At 35.1% G+C, this 23,385-nt stretch carries 18 protein-coding genes; 9 read left to right on the top strand and 9 right to left on the bottom strand.

Translation table 11 applies throughout. The features are described from left to right. Positions 1–35: 35 nt before the first annotated feature. The 6 genes from J2Y38_RS19585 to J2Y38_RS19560 all read right to left on the bottom strand — a co-directional run bounded on the left by J2Y38_RS19585 (position 36) and on the right by J2Y38_RS19560 (position 10,481). Positions 36–1,280, bottom strand: coding sequence for a response regulator (locus tag J2Y38_RS19585; protein ID WP_309845881.1), 1,245 nt, complete (start codon positions 1,278–1,280; stop codon positions 36–38). A 10-nt stretch (positions 1,281–1,290) separates the two neighbouring features. Next, positions 1,291–7,668: a HAMP domain-containing protein gene (locus tag J2Y38_RS19580; RefSeq protein WP_309845878.1), complete on the bottom strand. Its 6,378-nt coding sequence runs from the start codon at positions 7,666–7,668 to the stop codon at positions 1,291–1,293. A gap of 140 nt (positions 7,669–7,808) precedes the next feature. Further along, positions 7,809–8,240 (bottom strand): response regulator, encoded by a 432-nt coding sequence (locus J2Y38_RS19575; RefSeq protein WP_309845875.1) that lies wholly within the window; start codon positions 8,238–8,240, stop codon positions 7,809–7,811. After that, on the bottom strand, positions 8,237–9,688 hold the full coding sequence (locus tag J2Y38_RS19570) for an ATP-binding protein (RefSeq protein WP_309845872.1): 1,452 nt from the start codon (positions 9,686–9,688) through the stop codon (positions 8,237–8,239). The genes J2Y38_RS19575 and J2Y38_RS19570 overlap by 4 nt, the downstream gene beginning before the upstream one ends. Before the next feature lie 108 nt (positions 9,689–9,796). Further along, complete coding sequence (locus J2Y38_RS19565) at positions 9,797–10,174, bottom strand: response regulator (RefSeq protein WP_309845870.1); 378 nt, start codon at positions 10,172–10,174, stop codon at positions 9,797–9,799. A 154-nt stretch (positions 10,175–10,328) separates the two neighbouring features. Beyond that, a complete protein-coding gene (locus J2Y38_RS19560; protein ID WP_309845869.1) occupies positions 10,329–10,481 on the bottom strand; it encodes a hypothetical protein in 153 nt (50 codons plus the stop codon). Between the two features lie 138 nt (positions 10,482–10,619). Here J2Y38_RS19560 and J2Y38_RS19555 point away from each other — a divergent pair, with 138 nt between their 5' ends. The 4 genes from J2Y38_RS19555 to J2Y38_RS19540 all read left to right on the top strand — a co-directional run bounded on the left by J2Y38_RS19555 (position 10,620) and on the right by J2Y38_RS19540 (position 17,253). Further along, positions 10,620–11,432: a helix-turn-helix transcriptional regulator gene (locus J2Y38_RS19555; RefSeq protein ID WP_309845866.1), complete on the top strand. Its 813-nt coding sequence runs from the start codon at positions 10,620–10,622 to the stop codon at positions 11,430–11,432. A gap of 77 nt (positions 11,433–11,509) precedes the next feature. Then, positions 11,510–13,174: a serine hydrolase gene (locus J2Y38_RS19550; RefSeq protein ID WP_309845864.1), complete on the top strand. Its 1,665-nt coding sequence runs from the start codon at positions 11,510–11,512 to the stop codon at positions 13,172–13,174. Between the two features lie 114 nt (positions 13,175–13,288). After that, positions 13,289–15,469, top strand: a complete 2,181-nt coding sequence (locus J2Y38_RS19545; protein ID WP_309845862.1) for an HAD-IIB family hydrolase — start codon at positions 13,289–13,291, stop codon at positions 15,467–15,469. Between the two features lie 263 nt (positions 15,470–15,732). Continuing rightward, entirely contained in the window at positions 15,733–17,253 is a 1,521-nt protein-coding gene (locus J2Y38_RS19540; protein ID WP_309845859.1) for a glycosyl hydrolase family 32, read from the top strand. Between the two features lie 57 nt (positions 17,254–17,310). On the opposite strand, the gene J2Y38_RS19535 is transcribed toward J2Y38_RS19540, so the two are convergent. Then, positions 17,311–18,201 (bottom strand): DMT family transporter, encoded by an 891-nt coding sequence (locus J2Y38_RS19535; RefSeq protein ID WP_309845857.1) that lies wholly within the window; start codon positions 18,199–18,201, stop codon positions 17,311–17,313. Between the two features lie 2 nt (positions 18,202–18,203). Then, positions 18,204–18,845 (bottom strand): NAD(P)H-dependent oxidoreductase, encoded by a 642-nt coding sequence (locus J2Y38_RS19530; RefSeq protein WP_309845855.1) that lies wholly within the window; start codon positions 18,843–18,845, stop codon positions 18,204–18,206. 163 nt (positions 18,846–19,008) lie between these two features. On the opposite strand from J2Y38_RS19530, the gene J2Y38_RS19525 reads away from it, so the two are divergent. The 4 genes from J2Y38_RS19525 to J2Y38_RS19510 all read left to right on the top strand — a co-directional run bounded on the left by J2Y38_RS19525 (position 19,009) and on the right by J2Y38_RS19510 (position 21,990). Then, positions 19,009–20,478: a PLP-dependent aminotransferase family protein gene (locus tag J2Y38_RS19525; protein WP_309845852.1), complete on the top strand. Its 1,470-nt coding sequence runs from the start codon at positions 19,009–19,011 to the stop codon at positions 20,476–20,478. A gap of 121 nt (positions 20,479–20,599) precedes the next feature. Next, the gene (locus J2Y38_RS19520; RefSeq protein WP_309845849.1) at positions 20,600–21,052 is read left to right on the top strand and encodes a MarR family transcriptional regulator; all 453 of its coding nucleotides are present in this window, start codon (positions 20,600–20,602) and stop codon (positions 21,050–21,052) included. 31 nt (positions 21,053–21,083) lie between these two features. After that, positions 21,084–21,518, top strand: a complete 435-nt coding sequence (locus J2Y38_RS19515; RefSeq protein ID WP_309845847.1) for a carboxymuconolactone decarboxylase family protein — start codon at positions 21,084–21,086, stop codon at positions 21,516–21,518. 223 nt (positions 21,519–21,741) lie between these two features. Next, complete coding sequence (locus J2Y38_RS19510) at positions 21,742–21,990, top strand: hypothetical protein (RefSeq protein ID WP_309845845.1); 249 nt, start codon at positions 21,742–21,744, stop codon at positions 21,988–21,990. 78 nt (positions 21,991–22,068) lie between these two features. Here J2Y38_RS19510 and J2Y38_RS19505 read toward each other — a convergent pair whose 3' ends face one another. Further along, positions 22,069–22,296, bottom strand: a complete 228-nt coding sequence (locus J2Y38_RS19505; RefSeq protein WP_309845842.1) for a hypothetical protein — start codon at positions 22,294–22,296, stop codon at positions 22,069–22,071. Between the two features lie 437 nt (positions 22,297–22,733). Between J2Y38_RS19505 and J2Y38_RS19500 the strand changes: the two genes are divergently transcribed. Next, complete coding sequence (locus J2Y38_RS19500; protein ID WP_309845841.1) at positions 22,734–23,291, top strand: RNA polymerase sigma-70 factor; 558 nt, start codon at positions 22,734–22,736, stop codon at positions 23,289–23,291. The last annotated feature ends 94 nt before the right edge of the window (positions 23,292–23,385 follow it).

Below are 23,385 nucleotides of genomic sequence, written 5' to 3'. Positions count from 1 at the left end.
TGATCAAAATGGGTGGATTTCAATTCGGTTTCAATTCATTTTTGCGGAATATAAATATTAAACGTCGCGCCCTCCATTGGCTTTGCCGTGGCATTAATAATACCATTATGGTTTTCGACAATCTTTTTTACGATGGCAAGACCAATTCCGGTTCCGTCGTAAATATCACGGCTGTGTAAGCGCTGGAAAACACCGAATATTTTTTCGCTGTGTTCCGGTTCAAAACCAATTCCGTTGTCTTTAAAACTGATGTGACAATAATTTTCTGCTGACGATAATTTATCATTTTGTAATTCTTCACCACTGACGATTCGGCTTTTGATTTCAATTTGAAGCGGAATTTCCTTCTGAGAAAATTTCAAGGCATTATTTACCAGATTTTCAATAAGCTGAATAAACAAAAATGGAATGATATTTATTTTGCCATGAAGTTCCGTAATAATGGAGGCATTTTTTTCCTTAATATTTTCCCGAAGCGCTTCTTTTACATCTTCAATAATGATATTGAGATCCGTATTTTCATAAATACGATCTGTAATATTCGTTCGCGAAAAAGTCAATAGATCGTTGATCAGTTCCCGCATTCGGTTGGTGGAATATAAGATTCGCTCAAATTTTGCCTGCCCGTCTGGGCTTAAATTTGGATATTCTTTTGCCAGAATAATGTTTGTAAAAGTCTGAATTTTACGCAGCGGTTCCTGCAAATCGTGACTTGAGATATGTGTAAAAGCATCAAGTTCAGTATTTTTCTTTTTTAACTCAGTCGCATATTTTTCTATGGCAATATATTGCGCGGCCAATTCTTCATTTGCTTTTGTGATTTTGGCATTAAGCGCAGTGGCTTCTTTTTCTTTTAAAAGTAATTCCCTGTTTTTCTTATACAATTCTGTAAACACCATCACTTTGGCCTGAAGGATTTCTGCAGATAAAGGCTTAATCATATAATCAACAGCACCAGACTGATATCCTTTAAAGATATAATCTGTAGTATTCATATTGGCAGTTAAGAAAATAATAGGAACGTGTTTGAGTTTGTCGCTCTGGCGAATGAGTTCGGCAGTTTCGAACCCATCCATAAGCGGCATCTGCACATCCATAAGTATAATGGCAAAATCCTGACTTTTAAGCAGAATTCGCAGTGCATCTTTCCCGGAAGTTGCTTCTACAAACTCATATCCCTGATCTGCAAGTATGACCTGAAGCGAAAGTAGGTTTTCCTTCTTGTCATCGACAATTAATATTTTAACCGGATGTTCTTCTATGGGGTTCTGGCCTTTCATAATAGGGGAATTATTTTAACCACACTCTCATTAAAGAGGATAATTGTTCAACATTAACCGGTTTTGTAATATAATCTGATGCGCCGGATTCGATACAGCGCTGTCTGTCGCCTTTCATTGCTTTTGCTGTTACGGCAATAATAGTTAAGTCCTTATGCTTTAAATTTTGTCTAATGATTTTCATGGTTTCATAACCGTCTAATTCGGGCATCATGATATCCATTAAAACAATATCAATTTTTAAATTCTGACTCAAAATATCAATGGCTTCGTGACCGCTTTCTGCACTGATAACATCTAAACCAAAACGTTCTAAAGCAGTTGTAAGTGCAAATAAATTTCGAACATCATCATCTACTAAAAGTACTTTTTTATTGATTAAAACATCTTCTTTTAAATAATATGTTTCAATTCTGTCTTTCATACTTTCCGGCAGATCTTTGTGTACACGATGCATAAACAAGGCAGTCTGATCTACTAATTCATCAATAGATACAGCACTTTTTGTAATAATACTGTGTGCAAAACGGCTGAGTTTAGCACGCTGTTTTTTATTGACATCACCCGCAGAATGCACAATTATAGCCGTTTCCTGTCCGCTGATATTATTTTCCAGATCGCTGATTAAATCTAAGCCATCAGCATCAGGAAGCATTAGGTCTAATATAATACAATCGAATGATTTTTCCTGTATCAGTTTTACAGCATCTTTTGCCGTTAAAGCAGTTGAGACCAAAATGTCTTCGCCTTCAACAGCTTCAACAATTCGTTCCAGTTCAAATTCATTATCATCAACTACAAGAAGATTTTTTTCTTTCTTGTCTTTAAAGTCTTGAATATCATTGAAAAGAGAAGTCAATAATTCGTTTTTGACCGGTTTAAGGAAAAAGTTTCTCGCTCCGCGTTTTAAGCCTTTGTTTCTTTCATCTTCTCCCGAAATAATATAAACCGGAATATGACGAAGCGTGAAATCTGTTTTTAAACGGTCGAGGATTTTCCAGCCGCTCGTGTCCGGCATATTTAAATCCATTGTAATGGCGTGCGGCTGAAATTGATTGATATAATCTACAACATCATTTCCGCGAGTCGTTACAATCGCTTTTATACCATGCTGATGTGCTCTTTCTAATAATATTTTGGCGAATGTGACATTGTCCTCGGCAATTAAAAGAATTTTGTCATTTGGCTTAATATCAGTTCGATCGTCGCCAACTTCATCTACAAAATACAAATCAATATCTGATTTTTTGAAACTTGCAGACGGAAGTGATTTTAAACGGCTTTTTCCGGCGTGAATAACGTTTGTTTCTTCATTTACATTAATGTCTTCCAGTTCTGGAATATGAACGAATTTAAGCGGTAAGAACAAAGTAAATTTACTTCCAATGTTAGTATCACTTTCGAGTTCGATGCTTCCACCTAATAAATCAGAAAGTCCGCGGCTGATGGATAATCCTAAACCAGTTCCTCCATATTTACGGCTTGTAGATCCTTCTGCTTGTTGGAAAGCTTCAAAAATGATGTTTTGTTTTTCTTTGGAAATTCCAATTCCGGTGTCTGAGATTTCAAAAGCAACAACAGCTTCGGCATTTTCCAAACTTGCGTTTTTCGTTTTCCAGTTGCTATCTGCTTTGTAAATGTTTAATCTAACACCGCCTTTTTCAGTAAACTTGAATGAATTCGAAAGCAGGTTTTTCAGAATCTGATTCAATCTTTGCGAATCGGTTTCCATAACCTCAGGAAGATTATTATCCATCATAATTTCAAAATTAAGATGTTTCGCCTGAGAAATAGGGTTGAAGGTAGACTCCACAAATCGGCTGATTTCTGCAAAACTAATTGGATTGTAATCCACAGAAATGTAACCAGATTCAATTTTAGAAAGATCCAGAATATCGTTAATTAACTGAATTAAGTCATCTCCGCAAGAGTTGATTGTTTTGGCAAACTGAATTTGTTTTTCGGATAAGTTTCCGTCACGGTTCGCGATTAATTCGTTGGCCAGAATCTGCAAACTATTTAATGGCGTTCTTAACTCGTGCGACATATTTGCCAGGAATTCTGATTTGTATTTGGAAGTTAAAGTAAGCTGATCTGCTTTTTCTTCCAAAGCTTTACGGGCAACCTCAACTTCCTGATTTTTTAGCTCAACCTCTTCTTTTTGATTGGCTAATAAAATCGCTTTTTCTTCCAGCTCTTCGTTGGTATTTTTCAATACTTCCTGTTGACTTTTCAGCTCGCTTGCTAACGATTGTGACTGTACCAATAATTCCTCAGTTCTTGAATTTGATTCGATAGTATTTAATACAATACCAATACTTTCTGTTAACCCTTCAAGGAAATCTAAGTGCGTCTGACTAAAGGTGTCAAGCGAAGCCAATTCAATAACTGCTTTAAGTCTTCCTTCAAATAAAACCGGAAGAATAATTACATCTTTTGGTTTGGCATCTCCTAAACCAGAGTTGATTCTGATATAATCTTTTGGAACATTACTTAAAATAATTCGTTCTTTTTCTACAGCAACCTGACCTATAAGTCCTTCGCCCATAGCGTAGGAGGTAGGTGAATTTTTTCGTTTAATGTAAGCGTAAGAGGCAATTAAGTTTAGTTTTGAATCCATGAATTCTTCGCCTTCTTCCAGAATATAGAAAAGTCCGTGCTGTGCAGTAACTACCGCGGCAAGCTCAGAAAGGATTTTCATGGTAACAGATTTAAGCTCTTTCTGTCCTTGAAGCATTTGGGTAAATTTAGCCAAATTCGATTTCAGCCAGTCTTGTTCCTGATTACGTAAAGTAGTTGCTTTTAGGTTTGAAATCATTTGGTTGATAGTATCTTTAAGAGCCTCAACTTCACCTTTTGCTTCAACACCAATAGTTCGCGTTAAATCTCCCTGCGTTACCGCCGATGCTACCTCAGAAATCGCACGTACCTGTGTCGTAAGATTCGCTGCTAACTGGTTTACGTTTTCTGTTAAGTTTTTCCATGTTCCAGAAGCTCCGGGAACGTTTGCCTGACCTCCCAGTTTCCCTTCGGCACCTACTTCACGGGCAACTGTTGTTACCTGATCTGAGAAAGTGGCGAGTGTATCAATCATCTCATTAATAGTATCCGTAAGCTGTGCTACTTCACCTTTTGCATCAATAGATAATTTTTGTTTTAAGTTTCCTTTTGCTACGGATGTTACTACTTTTGCGATTCCACGAACCTGACCTGTTAAGTTGGATGCCATTACGTTAACCGAGTCTGTTAAATCTTTCCATGTTCCGGCAACACCTTTTACTTCAGATTGCCCACCCAGTTTTCCTTCGGTTCCTACTTCACGCGCCACACGCGTTACCTCAGATGCAAATGAATTTAACTGTTCCACCATCGTATTGAAGGTGTTTTTTAAATCTAAGATTTCTCCTTTTACGTCAACGGTAATTTGTTTGGAAAGGTCACCATTTGCAACGGCTTTTGTTACATCGGCAATGTTACGTACCTGACCTGTTAAGTTGGATGCCATTTGGTTAACGGAATCTGTTAAATCTTTCCAGGTTCCGGCAACTCCGGGAACGAATGCTTGCCCGCCCAGTTTTCCGTCGGTACCAACTTCACGCGCCACACGAGTTACCTCTGATGCAAAGGCACGAAGCTGATCCACCATGGTATTTACGGTTTCTTTTAATTGCAGAATTTCTCCACGAACGTCGGCCGTAATTTTTTTCGACATATCTCCATTGGCTACGGCAATCGTAACCTCAGCAATATTACGTACTTGTGTCGTTAAGTTACCTGCCATTTGGTTAACAGAATCTGTCAAATCCTTCCAAGTTCCGGCAACTCCGGGTACATTCGCTTGCCCTCCCAGTTTTCCTTCGGTTCCCACCTCACGTGCCACACGAGTTACCTCAGAGGCAAACTCACGAAGCTGATCCACCATCGTATTCAGGGTTTCTTTTAATTGCAGAATTTCCCCGCGAACGTCAACGGTAATTTTTCGGGACATATCTCCGTTGGCAACAGCAATCGCCACATCGGCAATATTACGTACTTGAGCCGTAAGATTTCCTGCCATTTGATTAACAGAATCTGTTAAATCTTTCCATGTTCCGGCAACTCCGGGAACATTCGCTTGTCCTCCCAGCTTTCCTTCAGTTCCTACTTCTCGTGAAACCCTTGTTACCTCCGAAGCAAAGCCTCGAAGCTGATCCACCATCGTATTAATTGTATTTTTTAACTCTAAGATTTCTCCTTTTACGTCAACCGTAATCTGGAGTGATAAATCTCCTTTTGCTACGGCTGTTGTTACTTCGGCGATATTACGTACCTGTCCGGTTAAGTTGGATGCCATTTGGTTTACGGAATCTGTTAAATCTTTCCAAGTTCCACCAACACCTTCTACCTGCGCTTGTCCTCCCAGTTTTCCTTCGGTTCCAACTTCACGCGCCACACGGGTTACCTCAGATGCAAATGAGTTTAGCTGACCCACCATCGTATTAATGGTGTTTTTCAACTCTAAGATTTCTCCTTTGGTATCCACCGTAATCTGGCGGGATAAATCGCCTTTTGCTACGGCTGTTGTTACCTCAGCAATGTTACGTACTTGTCCGGTTAAGTTGGATGCCATTTGATTCACAGAATCTGTTAAATCTTTCCATGTTCCGCCGACACCTTTTACTTTTGCCTGACCTCCCAGTTTTCCTTCTGTTCCCACCTCAAGTGCCACACGCGTAACCTCAGAAGAGAAGGAGTTCAGCTGATCCACCATCGTATTGATAGTTTTCTTTAACTCCAGGATTTCTCCTTCGGCTACAGCCGTAATTTTTTTCGAAAGGTCACCATTTGCTACGGCGGTTGTAACCTCGGCAATATTACGTACCTGTCCGGTTAAGTTGGACGCCATCTGATTCACGGAATCGGTTAAATCTTTCCATGTTCCTCCGACACCTTTTACTTTTGCCTGACCTCCCAGTTTTCCTTCAGAACCTACCTCACGCGCCACACGAGTTACCTCAGAACCGAATGAGTTTAGCTGATCCACCATAGTATTGATCGTATTTTTTAGTTCAAGAATTTCTCCCTCAACGTTTACGGTAATTTTTTTAGATAAATCGCCTTTTGCTACGGCTGTTGTTACCTCAGCAATATTACGTACCTGTCCGGTTAAGTTGGATGCCATCTGATTTACAGAATCGGTCAAATCTTTCCAAACTCCACCCACACCTCGTACTTTTGCCTGACCTCCCAGTTTTCCTTCAGAACCTACTTCACGTGATACACGAGTTACCTCAGAAGAGAAGGAATTCAGCTGATCCACCATCGTATTAATGGTATCTTTCAGCTCTAAGATTTCCCCTTTTACGTCAACGGTAATTTTTTTAGATAAATCTCCTCTTGCTACCGCAGTTGTTACATCGGCAATATTACGTACTTGCCCGGTAAGATTCGATGCCATTTGGTTTACCGAATCTGTTAAATCTTTCCATGTTCCACCAACACCTTTTACCTGTGCTTGTCCGCCCAGTTTTCCTTCTGTACCAACCTCACGCGCCACACGGGTTACTTCGGAAGAAAAAGAGTTCAGCTGATCCACCATGGTATTGATGGTATTTTTTAGTTCTAAGATTTCTCCTTTTACGTCTACGGTAATTTTTTTAGATAAATCTCCTTTTGCCACCGCTGTTGTTACATCGGCAATATTACGCACCTGACCAGTAAGGTTACTCGCCATTTTATTTACAGAATCGGTCAAATCTTTCCAAACACCGCCCACACCACGAACTTTTGCCTGACCTCCCAGTTTTCCGTCTGTACCAACCTCACGTGCCACACGGGTAACCTCCATCGAGAAAAGGTTCAGCTGTTTTACCATTCCGTTCACCTCTTTTGCAATTCTGAGGAATTCTCCCTGAAGCGGGTTTCCTTCAATAGACAAAGGCATTTCCTGAGATAAGTTTCCTTTTGCTACCGAGGTAATTACGTGCGCAATTTCAATCGTTGGGTGAACCAAGTCAGAAATCAGCGTGTTTACAGAATCAACGCAGGAACTCCACGAACCGCGCGCGCCATCAAGAACTACGCGATTGTTTAATTTTCCTTGTTTACCAATGCTTTTACCAACCTTTTGAAATTCAAAAACCATTCTTTCGTTCAGGTCAATGATTTCGTTTAAAGTATCACAGATCGATCTTTTTATTCCGTTTTGGTCGGTAGGGAAACGCTGCGAGAAGTTTCCGTTTTTAACTTTCAGCAAAATCTTTAAAAATTCGGCATCGTTAAGAATAGATTCTTCGGGTTCGATTTTTTTTACTTTGGTTCCAGATGGCTTTTTTTCATCTGTTATGATTGGCAGTGCGATCAAGACCTCATTTTCTGGCGCTTTATCGGTGTGTTTTGCTTTTTTCATAATTGGTGAGGAGTTGGGATATTTTAGATTTTAGAGTTCAGATTTTAGATTATTTCTGATTTCTAATTTTTGTTTTTTGATTTTTGATTTTTGATTTTGAAATTGTGATTGCAATTGACACTTTAAAATTTCTATTAAATTTAAGTATTTTCATTCAATAAAATTTTCCTTAGATGAAATTGTACAAAGGCATCCATAGAATCGGGTCTTTTTGTATTGTCGTTGTAATTCAATGGTTTAATGATATATCCTGAAATACCAAGTTCTTCGGCGGTAACTCTGTCGTTGCTTTCAGAAGATGTGGTCATAATAAAAACGTTCAGGTTTTTTAAACTTTCGTCGCTTCTTACGATTCTAAGAAATTCAATTCCGTTCATTCTGGGCATATTAATGTCCAGAAGAATTACATCCGGAACAAGCGGGTTTTCAGGATCTCTTAATAGTTTTAATGCTTCAAGTCCGTTGTAGGCGGTATGAAGAACATATTTGATTTCTAATTTTTTTAAAGAACGTTCTACCGAAATAGTATCCAGTTCATCATCTTCAATTAGTAAAATGTTTGGCTTTCTCATACGGCTTTAGTATTTCTCCAGGTAAAGGTAAATTGAGCTCCTTCGCCCAGTTTTGATTGTACATTGATGGTTTCACCTTGTTCGTCAATTATTTTTTTGACAATGGCGAGGCCAATTCCGGTGCTTTCCATTTCATTTTTTTCTCTTAGGGTTTGAAATATTTCAAAGATTTTTTGATGGTATTCAGCATCAATTCCAATTCCGTTATCTTTTATTGAAAACTCAAAAACGTTCATTATTTTTTCGCATTTTATTTCGATGCGTGGATTTTTAGGATTGGAATATTTTACAGCATTGCTGATTAAATTAGAAAAAACCTGCTCGAGTTTTAAACGTTCTGTAAAGATTACGGGAAGATTAATAATTTCTAATTTGAATTTCCTTGGAACAATAGACTGCGAGATTTCATCAACCATTATATTGGTATCCACTAATTCGGGAGTTGTTTTTCGGTTTATTCGGGCATAATCCAAAAGACCGTTTATTAGAGCTTCCATGCGCTGTGTTCTCTTCGGAATTATGTTCAGATAGTTTTTTAGGGCAGGAGAGAGCTCTTCGGATAAATCTTCTTCAATCCAGCTGATAACATTATAAATACCACGAAGAGGCGCTTTTAAATCATGAGAAACCACATAAGCAAATTTGTTTAGCTCTGCATTTTTGTTTTCCAGTTCCTGAATGTTTTTTTCGAGTCGGCGCGACATAATATTTAAAGAGGAAGAAAGTGCACTTAATTCATCCTTTCTATAATCTTCAACAATGGTAAATTTTCCTTTAGAGATAGTATCTGCCACGCGAACCATAGAGTTGATTCGGTTCGTAATCATAATAACGATGTAAGCTGTACTTGCAATACCAACAAATATGGTTAAGGATAAAAATATGAGCGAAAATGTTCTGGTATTTGCTAAAGATTGCAATAACATATCGCTGTGATATTTTCGAGTTTTGTATTCGATTTTGTCAAACCTTTTAAACTTTTTACTAATGGCATCGTTGATATTTTTGCCAATATGTTTTTTGAATTTAGTGTCAATAAGGTTTTGATAAACTACGGGATTATCGTTTCGGGTTCTAATTAATTCTGACGTGTACGCAAGCCATTCCATATGCAGCTGCGTTATAGAATCTATAATAGACCGCTGGGTATTATCAATGCCAATAAGGGATCGCTGTTCTTTAAGATATTCGGGTACTTTTTTTATTCCTCTGTGGTATTCTTCTAAAAATGTGGTATCGTTTGTTAAAAAATAACCTCTTACGGCACTTTGCATTTCAAGAATGGCTCTGTGGGTTTTATTAGAATTTCTAATTACAGCTTCAGATTTTGAAAGAAACTGAGAATTAAGCTGTACTTTTTTAGACAGCCTGTAATTCGTATAGGAATCTGCTACAGAAAGTAAGATGATAAGCGTAAAGGCGAGAAGTATTTGAGTTGATAATTTCATTGTTTTTTTGTTATGAATACCATAGAAACCAAGGTTTAACAATAAAAAAAGCAAAAAACGGCAGAGCGCAGGAAATGGTTTGAGCAGTATAATTAAGCGCAGTATACATCATACGATATAATGACTTAATATTTCTTTTAATTCATTGAAATCACTTGGCTTTGAGATGTATTCATCTGCTCCGTATTTTTTGGCCTTAAGCTTAATTTCTTCAAATTGTGAAGTAGAAAAAATGATGATAGGAATATCTTTAATTACTTCCTGCTTTTTAATTTCTATTAAAAATTCTAAGCCGGACATAACCGGCATATTGAGGTCCAGAAAAATAACATCGGGATTAATTTTTTTGTGGATTAATTTATTAAGTGCTTCTACAGGGTTTTGCATAGAAACATAATCAGCACTGGAAACTGCCTGAAGGGCTTCCATAAAAAAATCGCAATCGTCAATATCATCGTCAATTTGTAATATGTTTTTGTAAGTCATATAAATTTTGGGGTGTTTAAAAAAGATTGTATTTCGTTAAAAACGAATTGCATGGCAATATTCTTCTTACTCAAATGTAAAAATTATATTACCAATTTTAATCTCTTTTGATGTGTTTTTTGAAAGAAATTTATTAAAATTCTTAAAAAATATATTAATCGATAGTCGCTTTTAATGTGTCTGTTTTATGAATTGAAGCTTCTTTATGATCGCTTCTGGAATCTTCATCTTCGCAAAGCGATTCGCAGCTGTAGTTCAAAATTGAAATTAGGATAACAATTAAGAAGATTGATAAAAGTATTTTCATGGATTTATGTTTTGGTGAAACATTTATTTGACTGAAAAGTATAACTATACCTTAAAATTTTCTTACACAATTTTTAAATATTGTTCTATAATTCTCATGCCAAAATAATGTACATTAGTTTCCTGAAATTCTGTAACGATGAAACATTCAAAAAAAGGCGAATTTTACGGCGATACAAACAAGACTATTTATCTCGACGGAATTACTTTAACTGATACCGTTTACACACATCCAAAAGTGGACTGGCATTACCATGAACATGCTTATTTTACTTTTATTCTGGAAGGAAATGTTATTGAAGGAAATAAAAAAGAAGTCTACAATTGTTCTCCCGGAAGCCTATTGTTTCATAACTGGCAGGATGCGCATTATAACATAAAACCTGACGGATTTACGAGAGGTTTTCACCTTGAAATTGAAAAGCACTGGTTTGAGAATCTGAGTTTAAACAGCGAGAACATCGAAGGAAGCAATAAAATTGTAGATCCTGATATTAAATTGTTGATGTACAAGGTTTTCAGGGCTTCAAAAATAGACGATAATAGTGCTGACCTTTCTACTCAAATATTACTGCTCGAAATAATTTCACGTTTACAAAACAATTTTAAAGCAGTTTTAGATAAAAAACCAAAATGGGTAACAACGCTTGATGAAATCCTGCACGAACAATTTGCAGAACCTCTTACGTTAGAATATTTAGCCTCGATATTAGATATTCACCCGATACATTTGTCGAGGGATTTTTCTAAATATTTTCATTGCAATCTGGGCGAATATATTCGAAAATTAAAGGTTGAAAAGGCGCTTTCGCTGATGTCTTCCCAAAATCAGTCTTTTACCGAAATTGCTTATCAATGCGGATTTTCAGACCAAAGTCATTTTAATCGTTGTTTTAGGGAAATGAATGAAATTAATCCATCTCAACATAAAAAAATACTTTTTAAGAAATAACCGCAATGTTAATTCTGTACAATTTTTAGTGAATGGAACGACATAGTTTTGCTTTTCAAATATTTATAAAAACTAAAATGATGACACGAATAATATTGTTTCTTTTACTGTCTTTTTGCGGTAAAATTGCGGCTCAAAATGATTTATATAAAGCAGACGAAATCACTTATGATATTCATAAAACCAATATTAGCAAGGTTACTTTTATGAATGGAAATATTCCGCTGGTTGAATATAAAAAAACAGACATTTTAAAATCATTTGAACTTAGACCCAGATCAGATTTAAATATCAGGGTTTTTATGGATAATTCAGTAGTGAATTATTTACATCAATTAGCTCCTGAACTGCCTGCAGAAACACTTTTAAAAACCGGAAATCTTCAGTTTTCTTTTTATGTTGACGGTAAATTGATTTATACCGAAAATATTCATCACGGCTGCAATTTTGGTTCTGGCGGAAACAAAAATACATCGACAGTATTTAGGGTTCCGTTAACGAGTACAAAAGGAGAAGACTGGTGGGCTATGAATATGTGGGAACGATTTAAAAATAATGGCGGAGAAAAAGCCCTGAACGCAGGAACGCATGAACTCAAAATAGAACTCAGGCCTTATATAAAAATAGGCGACACTATAAAAACAGGAAATTTAATTGCCGAAGGTCAGTTAAAGCTGCTTATAAAACCTATTGTATTAACTAAAAAACAAATTGAAGTTCAGCAGATTCAACCGGGAAGCGATTGGGAAATTTCAAATCAGTCTTTTGATAAAAAGAAAATTGAGGAGTTAAATTCAGCTATTGGCACTTATAATTTAAAGGAAATTACAAGCGTCGTTGTAATACACAATGGTAAATTACTTCTTGAAGAATATTTTAATGATGCCAATAGAAATACGCTGCACGACACCAGATCTGCGGGAAAATCTTTTGCTTCTACAATGATGGGAATTGCGATTGATGAAGGTTTTATTAAAAATGAAAACCAGACTTTAAATACATTTTACGATTTAAAACAGTTTACTAATTATGAACCTAAAAAAGACAGCGTAAAAATAAGAGATCTTCTCACAATGAGTTCTGCTTTTGAAGGTTCTGACAGCAATGGAGATTCTCCGGGAAATGAAGATAATATGTATCCTGCTGAGAACTGGATAAAATTTGCGCTCAACCTGCCTATTGATAAAACCAAAACAAACGGCGGTCAATGGGATTATTTTACGGCAGGAGTTGTTGTTCTTGGTGATATTATAAACAAAACGGTGGCTCAGGGTTTAGAAAAATATACCGATGAAAAGCTTTTTAAACCTTTGCATATTACGAATTATCAATGGCAGTATACGCCTCAAAAAGTGCCTAATACGGCTGGAAGTTTACAAATGACTTCGCTGGAATATGCTAAATATGCGCAGTTGTATAAAAATAATGGTTTGTGGAACGGAAAACAGGTTTTAAGCCCAGAATGGGTTTCTAAAACTTTTACGAAACAAATCCAGATTCCGGAACGAAATAATGAATTCTACGGTTATTTGTTTTGGAATAAAACTTTTGCTTTTGAAGGAAAAAATTATGAAACGTTTTATTGTGCCGGAAATGGGGGAAATCAGTTTATAGTTTTTAAGGAACTTCCGTTAGTGATCATTATTACTTCAAAAGCATATAATAAACAATATGCACATCCTCAGGCAGAAAAAATTGTAAAAGATTATATTTTGCCGGCAGTTTTGAATTATAAACGGTAATATTTTAGGTTAAATTATCTTTTAAATGTGGGAAATATGTAAATTTAAACTGTAATTATTTCTTTAAAATCTTCGCGGGCATGGTAAATTGGGCTTTCAAAATAACAATGCCCGATGATGAAAAAATTACGAATCTCAATTATAAATATACACGGACTTTTAAAGGGTTCTGGTCTTGAAATTGGCAGGGATGCAGACAACGGGGGACAAACTAAATATGTCTACGAACTTGCAGAATTTTTATCCCAGCACAAAGATGTTGAGCACGTACATTTATTTACACGATTAATTGACGATCCTTTGCTTTCGCCGGAATATGCAGTTCCGGTGGAAGTAATCAATGATAAATTAGATATAAGACGAATTCCTTTTTTAGGAAAAAAATACAAATCGAAAGAACTACTTTGGGAAGATCTTGATACGTTTGTAAACGGAGCAATGCAGCATATTAAACTGCATAATATTTATCCCGACTGGATTCATTCTCATTATGGAGATGCTGGTTACGCTGCTGCCGAATTATCTGCGGTTCTCAATATTCCTTTTGCACATACCGGACATTCTTTAGGATTTTATAAAAAGAAAAAATTGCTTGAAAGCGGATTTACGGAAGAAGAACTGGAAAAGAAATTCAAGTTTAAAGCTAGAATCGCAGCTGAGGAAAAGACACTTGAACTTTCGGAATTTATTGTTACTTCTACCGAGCAGGAAATTGAAACCTATAAAGCGTATAAAAATTTTGAATTAGGAAAATACCACGCCATTTCTCCGGGAATCGATACTAGAAAATTTGTTCCTTATTATTTTCAGGAGCCGGATAATGATAAACATTTAGAAGAAACACAGCGAAAATACTGGGTTTCAGAAACGATTTCGAAATTCCTTACCAATCCGCATAAACCTTTTATACTGGCACTTTCGAGGCCTGACCGACATAAAAATCTCCATACACTTATTGATGTTTACGGTAAAGACAAAGAATTGCAGAGCATTGCGAATCTGGTCATTTTTGCCGGAATCCGTAAAGACATTGCCAAAATGCCGGAATCTGAAAAAGATGTTCTGACGGATTTATTATTGCAAATGGACAAATACGATTTGTATGGAAAAATGGCGATTCCGAAAAAGCATGATGTTGAGAATGAAGTTTCGATTATTTACCGTTATGCTGCCGAAAAAAGAGGTGTATTTGTGAATTTGGCTTTGCATGAAAATTTCGGTTTAACCGTTATAGAATCTGCCAGTTCGGGACTTCCGGTTGTGGTTACCAAAAATGGCGGGCCATCAGAAATTATTCCAGTCTGCCAAAACGGAGAATTGGTGAATCCGCAAGATGAAAATCAAATTAAAAAAGCACTTCGAAATATTTTAACCGATGAAAATCAGTGGAAATATTATTCGAATAACGGCGCGATAAATATTCAAAAACATTACAGCTGGTTAAGCCATGTTAATCAATATGTGGAATTGGTAAAAGAAAACTTATCCTTATCATCCGGAGCCGGAATCAAAAAACAGCATTATCCAAATATCAATATTGACCGATTGAAAAGAAAGATCGAAAACTTATTGGTTTCGGATATTGACGGAACACTGATCGAACCCAAATTAAATAATCCCGGATTAAAGGAATTAAAAGCGCACTTAACAAACCGTACGGATAAGATGGCTTTTGCGATGGCTTCGGGAAGAAATTTGACTTTGGTTAAAAAAATAATTGATGAAGAGGAGTTTCCGCTGCCGGATTTTATTATTTGTTCCGTTGGGACAGAAATTTATTATACTAATGGGGAAGATTATATTCTTGACAAAGGCTGGGCAAAATTCTTAGCCGGTAGATGGAAAAGAGAAGATATTGTCGAACGTTTAAAAGAGGTGAAATGGATCAGGCTTCAGGAAGAAGAAGCTCAGAATCCTTATAAAATTTCCTATTACTACGAAAAAGAAGATTACGATCACGACGAATTAATCAAGGCTTTAGGAACGGGGTGGTATAAAATAAATATTATTCCGAGCCATGGTCAATATCTGGATTTTATTCCGAAGCGGGCTTCAAAAGGAAATGCTATAAAATTTTTATGCCGTAAATGGAATATTTCATTATCGAATGTTATTGCTGCCGGAGATTCGGGAAATGATGTTGATATGTTCAGAGGCTTAGTAAAAGGTATTATTGTGGGAAACAGAAGCGCAGAACTGGCCGATTACGAAACGACCAAAAGTGTTTATGTGGCTAAGAATTCTGCTTCGGAAGGAATTTTAGAAGGATTGAAATATTATAAAATAATTAAGTAACGTGTTGAGATTATTTAAACACATAGAAACATAGGTTATATTCTAAAATTAAAAAGAGTATAAAAAGAAACTAGTTTCTCACACATAGCTTTGGGTCAACTTTGTCAAAGTTTTGAACTTTGACAAAGTTTACAGCAGCCCAACTATGTTTGTTTAAAACAAGTGAAACGCCTTTTTTAAGCTTCAAAAATCTATGTTTCTATGTGTTTAAATATTCTCATGCATTTAAAATAATTATACTAACAGATTAAATAAGTAATAAAATGTATTCAGGTTCAGGATTTAGCAATTGGGAAATTGGAGATGTTGATGTATTTATAGATGAAAAAGGAATGCATCATTTGTTTCATTTGATTATTCCCAATCACGATTATATTGCGCACGCAGTTTCAAAAGACGGTCTTTCTTGGAAAAGAGTAAAAAATGCTTTGTTTGTAGGTGATCCTGGAGAATGGGATGATGATATGTTGTGGACTATGCATGTAAGCAAAAGATCGGATAAAAAGGGTTACGAAATGTATTATACCGGTTTGAAACGTCAGGATAAAGGAATTGAGCAAAAAGTAGGCAGGGCAGTTTCGGCAAATTTAATTCATTGGGAAAAAGAAAATTTTGAAGGTCTGCCTTTTAAAAGTGAAGCACCGCATTATGAAAGTTCCTCTAATAATCCCCGGGAATGGATTAGTTTTAGAGATCCGTTTAAATACACATATGAAGGCGAAGATTATTTATTGATTTGCGCCAGAAGTGCTTCCGGACCAATTTACCGACGAGGCTGTATTGGTGTAGCCAAAAGAGAGAAAGAAGGTTTTGTGTTGCAAAAGCCGCTGCATTTCCCATATGTATATGATGATGTTGAATGTCCGTGTGTTATCGAAATAAAAGGAACTCATTATTTACTAGGCTCCATTCGAGAAGATGTTAAAGTACGCTATTGGTCGGCGTCGGAGTTTAGGGGAGAATATTGTGCTTTTCATAATAATGTATTGCTTCCGCAGGGGAATTATGCAGCGAGAGTTGTAAAAGACGGCGCGCATTTTTTAGTCTATAATTTTTATTTTGCCGATGGAAATGTCAATACACACCGAGTAATTCCGCCGCCAAAAGAACTGGATATTGACAAAAGTGGCAGACTTTTATTAAAGTCTTATTATTACTGGGAAAAACTCTACCAAAAAACAATTTTGCAAAAAGATTTACCGCAGCCCGTACCAATTTTGGGAAATCCAACTGCTGATTTTGTTCAGGAAAATGAAAACAAATGGAGATTTGGATGCCGAAGCGGTTATGAAATTTACTGCTTCGAAAAACCTTCAATGGATTTTGTCTGGGAAGGAACGCTTGCCGTTGAAGGAATGGGAAAAACAGGATTTGTAATTGAATGCGATAAAGAAGGAACAGCTTATTATATTTCGATTGATTTTGTAAACGGATTTGTGCAGTTCAGGGCTTGGGGATTTAATGAAAAAGACGTTAAGAATAATTTTATTTTTGAAAACATTCAAACCAATCAATTTGAAATTCAGGATAATAAGCAAATCTATTTTAAGATTATCCGTTACGGAAATTATTATGAACTTTCTATAAACGATGTTGTAAAGCTAACTTTACTGGATTTTAGATATAACGAAGGCAAAATAGGAATTTATGTCTGCTCGGCCGTAATATCCGTTAGTGATTCTAAAATTCATGTAATTCCCGAACCGGAAAACGAATACGCAGCATCAGATCCTGAAAAATATTCTAAAGATTACAGCCGGATGGTGCAGATTAATCCGAGTTAAATTAGAAAAAGCCATATCGTTGTTGATATGGCTTTTTTGATGGTTCTGATATTTGTTTTAAATAATCTTTTTTTGAAGGTTCATTAAAACTACAGCAAACAGGATTAATACAATTCCGAACCACTGCAATAAACTAACAGGTTCTGAAAGCCATATATAGGCGATAAATATAGAAACCGGAATTTCTACAGAGGCAACAATGGCTCCTAATCCCATTCCTGTTAAAGGCATTCCTTTTGTGAAAAGTAAAGGCGGAAGTATGGTTCCGAATAAAGAAAGTAATATTCCCCACTTTAATAATATCCCAAATGGAAATTCCTGATTTATGGAGGAATGAAAGATAAAACTAACCACAATCAATCCGCCTAAAATCATGTAGAGACTTCGTTTTAACGGAGGTAAATGCAATTCAATATTATTAGATGAATACATTGTCGCCGTATAAGAAAGTGCCGCCAGCATTCCATATAAGAATCCTTTCCAATTGATCACGGCAGTTTCTTTAATTAAATTGACTGCGAGTAATGTACCAATCAAAACAAGAACAATGGAAATGATTTTGCGCTGATTGGGAAATTTTCTATATAAAATAGTTTCTAAAACAGCGCCTATCCAAACGGTCTGCATCAATAACACAATGGCGGCACTAACGGGAATATACTGAACGGACAGATAATAAAATGTACTCGTTAAACCTAAAGAGCTTCCTGCTATTATTAGTTTTAAAGTACTTTTCAAACCCATTTTTTGAGACGATGACGGCGAATTTTTCTTTTGAAATAAATTTAAAATCAAAAGTCCTAAAAAACCTAAAGCATACTGCGAAAGCGTAACTTCGGCAGTTGTATAATTTTGCTGATACGCTATTTTTACAAATGTAGCCAGCATACCGTAACTGGAAGCTCCCAATGCAATATAAAGACTTCCTTTTAATGCATTATTTTTCATAATTAAAGAGCTTCTTTATCAAGAATTGATTTAATGCTTTGATGTGAATTTTCGATTGTTTGTTTTAAAATTGCTGCATCTAATGACGAACCATTAACGGCAATTACATGAATGTTTGTAATTCCCATCATATTGAATATCGTTTTCAAATAATCTGTCTGGAAGTTCATGTGTGCGTTTGGTTCTCCTTTTTCATATCCCTGTGAACCTCTTGATAACAATAGAAATAAAGTTTTATTCTCTAATAAACCAACATAAGGATTCTCCGGGTTTGATGGATTAATTTTAAACGTTTCATTAAGTCGTAATACTTGATCGATGTACGCTTTTAAAGAACTCGGAATAGACCAATTGTACATAGGAGCTCCTAAAACAATACAATCTGCTTCGTGTAATTCGGCAATATAAGAATCGCTTGTTTTTAAAATTTCAAGATCATTTTCAGTTCTTTTGGCTTCGGGCGTAAACGCTGCATTTACCCAATTTTCATTTATATGCGTAACTGGATTTGTTCCAATTTCACGAAAAGTAATTGTTGGGTTTTCATGAAGGTTTTTCCAATGTTCAACAAATACTTCTGTTAGTTTTCGACTGTGAGAATTAAGCGTTCTAACGCTTGAATTAATTACTAATACTTTTTTCATTTTGATAATTTTTGTCAAAAGTATTCGTAATCTGGATGCTGGTTCTAATCCAATTTTAATAAAAACTACAGCCCAGATTTATTATTAAAAATATCCAAATACGGACAAGATCATTTTATTTGGGTTAAATTTGCATAGTATTTTTAATAAAACTCCAGTCCAGATGCTTCCTTATAAAACATTAATTCATATTGATCGACATGCTCCTGTAACCTTATATATTCAGGTTTGCAACAACTTCATATCTTTAATAACTAACGGAACATTAAAACCGTCTGATGTTTTACCGAGTTCTCGTATTTTGGCAGAATTAATTGGTATCAACCGAAATACAGTAAAATTAGCCTACGAAGAATTAGTAAGTCAGGGTTGGGCAGAATCTGTTGAGCGAAAAGGCGTTTTTGTTCTCTCAAAACTTCCTGTTATTTCAAAAAGTATTGTTCCAAAAGAAGATAAAGAAACAGATACCGGAGATTCTTTTGTATGGACGAATAATTTTAAAAATGCAATTCCAAACCGAAATTATCAAAAAGCACTTTTAACTATTGATGATGGTTTTCCCGATGTGAGGCTTGCACCTGTAGATCAGCTTATGAGAGAATACCGAAGTCTTTCCAGAAAATTTTATGGAAGGAATTTTTTGAAATACGGCAGTTCAAAAGGATCTGAAAATCTTAGAAATTCTATTTCAAATTATTTAGCCAATACAAGGGGTTTGACCACTTCGCCTGAAAATATATTAATATCAAAAGGAAGTCAAATGGGAATATATTTGACCTCTCAATTGCTTTTAAATTCAGCTGATACTATTGCTGTTGGGGTTTCCAATTATAGTTTTGCCGATGAAACTTTTAAACATACGGGAGCAAAACTATTACGTATTCCTATTGATGCTAACGGAATGGATATTGATTATCTGGAAGAAATGCTGCAAAAACCAAAAAACAGTATTAAAGCGGTTTATGTTATTCCGCATCATCATTTTCCAACAACGGTAACACTTAGTATGCAGCGCAGGCTGAAATTATTGAATCTGGCAAAACAATATCATTTTGCGATTATTGAAGACGATTATGATTTTGATTTCCATTACGAGAACAAACCTTATTTGCCTTTAGCGAGCATTGATCATAATCATAATGTTATTTATATAGGATCAATTTCAAAAACTTTTGCGCCTGCGTTGAGAATTGGTTTTATGTGTGCTTCATCAGGATTTATTGATGCTGCGGCTTCTTTAAGAGAATTAATAGACAAACAGGGCGATACACTTTTAGAAGATGCCTTTTCGGTATTGTTCAATAATGGAGAAATGGACAGGCATTTTCGTAAATCTTTAAAAATCTATAAACAGCGCCGAAATCTTTTTTGTGACTTATTAGAATCTGATTTTAAAGAAACAATAAACTTTACTATTCCCGAAGGCGGACTTGCGGTTTGGTCTAATTTTGATTCTAAAATAGATTTGCATCAAATGTCTCAAACGGCTTCAAAAAACGGACTCAATATTGATAATGGCAATTTTTATAAAAACGAATCTTTTGTGACTAATGCTATGCGAATGGGTTTTGCTTCGCTCGATGAAAAAGAAATGATAAAGGCATTGGGAATCCTTAAAAAATCAATCCTCTAATATCTGGGCTGTACTTTATTTTAAAATTGGTCTATTTTCCATCCAGACTGCTTCGCTAATTTTGCTTCAGAATTATATCAAAACTGAATGCGAATAATGCTTTGCTGTTAAATACTTCTATATGGAAATGAATACTGTACATCAATCTATCCAGGAATCGTCTTTACATAAAAGAGTATTTTTAAATATCATGTATGCACAAAATCAATTAGTTGAAAGTATGATTGAAGTGCTAAAGCATCACGATTTATCTATAGAACAATATTATGTACTCAACATATTGAAGAAACAGAAAGGAAAAGCCACAAACATGTGTGTTATTCAGGAAAGTATGATTTCTAAAGCAAGCAACACCACGAGATTAGTTGATAAACTTCTTTTAAAAAACTATGTAATCCGGGAAGTATGCAGTAAAAACCGCAGAAAAATTGATGTGTTTATTACGCAGACCGGATTAAATATTCTGGATATCATTAATCCGTTAATAGAAATTCTCGAAGAAAAGTTTGCCAAAAATCTAAATGTAAATCAGTTGGAAGAACTGAACTCACTTTTAGAAAAATACAGAAGCTAATTAAATTTAAACAACAAATAATTTTATAAAAATGGAAACAAGAATTCGTATAGATCAGGTAGAACCAGACGGTTATAAAGCAGTCCTTGGACTTGAAAAGTTTATTGAAAGCACATCATTAACAAGAACACACAAAGAGTTAATAAAAATTAGAGCTTCGCAAATAAACGGATGTGCTTTTTGTATAGACATGCATACTAAAGAAGCGCGCAAAGCAGGGGAGACAGAACAGCGTATTTATGCCTTAAACGCCTGGCGAGATACACGTTTTTTTACAGAAGAAGAACGTGCTATATTAGCGTTAACGGAAGAAATTACATTAATTAGTAATCATGTAAAAGATGAAACTTATGCGCAGGCGGCAAAAGTTTTGGATGAAAAATATCTTGCTCAGGTAATTCTATCTATTATTACTATTAATGTGTGGAACAGAATTGGAATTTCTACCAATTTGATTCCGGCATAATTAGTACAGAATATTTTTAATTTTAATCAGTTTGATTTTTAGAACCTTCGGAAACATTGCTTTCGAAGGTTTTTATGTTTTAAATTTAATAGTATAATTCTGAATTGTTGATAATATGCTGATAAACAGTTAATAACTACTGCTTTGATTTTGATATACTTAAATATTTGAATGTTTATATTTGATAAAGGAATAGTTAAGGAATTAATTTAAATATTAATATATGGAACGAGCTATAAAACTACAAGTACGTAAAGAATTAGACGGACGTCAGCAATTTAATGTAATTAAGTTAAAAGGCAGTTTAATCTCCAAAGGCTACACTGAAATAATACATATATTAGATCAGGACGAAAATTATCATATTAATTCTTTCGCCACTCCGGCAGAAAGTAGAAATGAAGTAAAAGACTTTATTGCTGATTTTATTTCAAGCCAGAATCTTGCCGACGCAGTTACTGTTTTTAAATAAACTAATTACACCAAAACCAAAAAAAAAAGCTATCTGATTTCAGATAGCTTTTTTTTGATTATTTATTATTAGAGAGACTTACAACGGTCGGTCATAACTCTCCAGGGTTTCCTCTTCATCATCGTAATAATTGTCGTCTTCTTCCTCAAGGCTGTCATCTTCATCATCCCAGGAAACATTCTTACTCTGACCTCTAAAATATCGGCTTATTTCCTGATCGCCGCATATTGTTATCGAATCATACAGACAAAAAGATTCTTGTTTTCTAAATGTGGTTTCGTCATTTTCATTGCCTTCAAAGTTCATGATATCAGTATTTAGAGGTTAATAATTGTTGTTTAAATTGCGTTCGTGCAGATTTTTACTGCGGGAATGTAAATGTATAATTGTTAGTAGGAAATTATTTTATAGTTTAAATTTTTAAAGTTATATAATTCACATATTCAGTTTGTTAATAGAAAAATATTTTAATTCTTTTTACTAAGTTATCCCTAATTTTTATTCTTCCGGATTTTTACAATCTATTGGTAACAAACCAAACGAAATGTTAATACAATGTTTCATAATCCTGCTGTTTTATTAATGTAAACGTAACCTAACCGACCTACCCTCAGTTTTAATTTTGAAGACATATTATTAAAACAAACTATTGTAGTATATGTCATTTTTCAAAGTAAGCATACTTCACCAAATAAATGTTTTCGCAGACATTATTTTCCTGACCAATAATAAAGTGAAGTATTATGTATAAAGGTTATTCTGATGAAGAACTTGTTGAATTATTAAAACAAGGAAAAGATAAAGCTTTTGATGAACTGTATTTTCGATACCGTGATTCGCTGGTGCGCTTCGTTTATTTAAGGATGAAGTCGGTTCCTATTTCTGAAGAAATTGTTCAGGAAGTTTTTACCACTATCTGGGAACGCCGCAAAACCATCGTAATTCAAAAAAGTTTTGCAGCATACATCTACACTTCGGTTCGGTACACCACTTTAGATTATATTAAATCCCACACTGTAACAGATCAGTATATTCAGGAAGTTTTAGATAGAAATACCGTTTCTTATAACAGTCACAATGCAACCGAAGATTCTATTTTTTATGATGAACTACAAATAGCGGTTGACAAAGCTGCTTCGTTACTTCCAAAAAAATCAAAAGAGGTTTTTATTCTCAGCAGAATCAAACATTATTCTAATAAAGAAATTGCTGACGAGCTTAACGTTTCGATCGATACGGTAAAATATCATATTACATACGCCTTAAAATTTATGCGGACTTATTTAGGAGAGTTTAATTGATTTTTAAAATTTCCGAAAATGATAAGCCGACTTTTTTCTTAACAAAAGCGTAACCTTTTCAACCTACCTGAATTTTCAATTCCCAAGACATACT

Source organism: Flavobacterium sp. 2755, from assembly GCF_031455715.1.
Lineage (GTDB): Bacteria > Bacteroidota > Bacteroidia > Flavobacteriales > Flavobacteriaceae > Flavobacterium.
Note: the sequence above shows the minus strand (reverse complement) of the source record. Positions and strands in the feature narration are given on the sequence as shown.

Bases quoted from the DNA above. Each gene is read 5' to 3' on its own strand.
- J2Y38_RS19585 (WP_309845881.1), bottom strand. From the start codon at position 1,280: ATGAAAGGCCAGAACCCCATAGAAGAACATCCGGTTAAAATATTAATT.
- J2Y38_RS19580 (WP_309845878.1), bottom strand. From the start codon at position 7,668: ATGAAAAAAGCAAAACACACCGATAAAGCGCCAGAAAATGAGGTCTTG.
- J2Y38_RS19575 (WP_309845875.1), bottom strand. From the start codon at position 8,240: ATGAGAAAGCCAAACATTTTACTAATTGAAGATGATGAACTGGATACT.
- J2Y38_RS19570 (WP_309845872.1), bottom strand. From the start codon at position 9,688: ATGAAATTATCAACTCAAATACTTCTCGCCTTTACGCTTATCATCTTA.
- J2Y38_RS19565 (WP_309845870.1), bottom strand. From the start codon at position 10,174: ATGACTTACAAAAACATATTACAAATTGACGATGATATTGACGATTGC.
- J2Y38_RS19560 (WP_309845869.1), bottom strand. From the start codon at position 10,481: ATGAAAATACTTTTATCAATCTTCTTAATTGTTATCCTAATTTCAATT.
- J2Y38_RS19555 (WP_309845866.1), top strand. From the start codon at position 10,620: ATGAAACATTCAAAAAAAGGCGAATTTTACGGCGATACAAACAAGACT.
- J2Y38_RS19550 (WP_309845864.1), top strand. From the start codon at position 11,510: ATGATGACACGAATAATATTGTTTCTTTTACTGTCTTTTTGCGGTAAA.
- J2Y38_RS19545 (WP_309845862.1), top strand. From the start codon at position 13,289: ATGATGAAAAAATTACGAATCTCAATTATAAATATACACGGACTTTTA.
- J2Y38_RS19540 (WP_309845859.1), top strand. From the start codon at position 15,733: ATGTATTCAGGTTCAGGATTTAGCAATTGGGAAATTGGAGATGTTGAT.
- J2Y38_RS19535 (WP_309845857.1), bottom strand. From the start codon at position 18,201: ATGAAAAATAATGCATTAAAAGGAAGTCTTTATATTGCATTGGGAGCT.
- J2Y38_RS19530 (WP_309845855.1), bottom strand. From the start codon at position 18,845: ATGAAAAAAGTATTAGTAATTAATTCAAGCGTTAGAACGCTTAATTCT.
- J2Y38_RS19525 (WP_309845852.1), top strand. From the start codon at position 19,009: ATGCTTCCTTATAAAACATTAATTCATATTGATCGACATGCTCCTGTA.
- J2Y38_RS19520 (WP_309845849.1), top strand. From the start codon at position 20,600: ATGGAAATGAATACTGTACATCAATCTATCCAGGAATCGTCTTTACAT.
- J2Y38_RS19515 (WP_309845847.1), top strand. From the start codon at position 21,084: ATGGAAACAAGAATTCGTATAGATCAGGTAGAACCAGACGGTTATAAA.
- J2Y38_RS19510 (WP_309845845.1), top strand. From the start codon at position 21,742: ATGGAACGAGCTATAAAACTACAAGTACGTAAAGAATTAGACGGACGT.
- J2Y38_RS19505 (WP_309845842.1), bottom strand. From the start codon at position 22,296: ATGAACTTTGAAGGCAATGAAAATGACGAAACCACATTTAGAAAACAA.
- J2Y38_RS19500 (WP_309845841.1), top strand. From the start codon at position 22,734: ATGTATAAAGGTTATTCTGATGAAGAACTTGTTGAATTATTAAAACAA.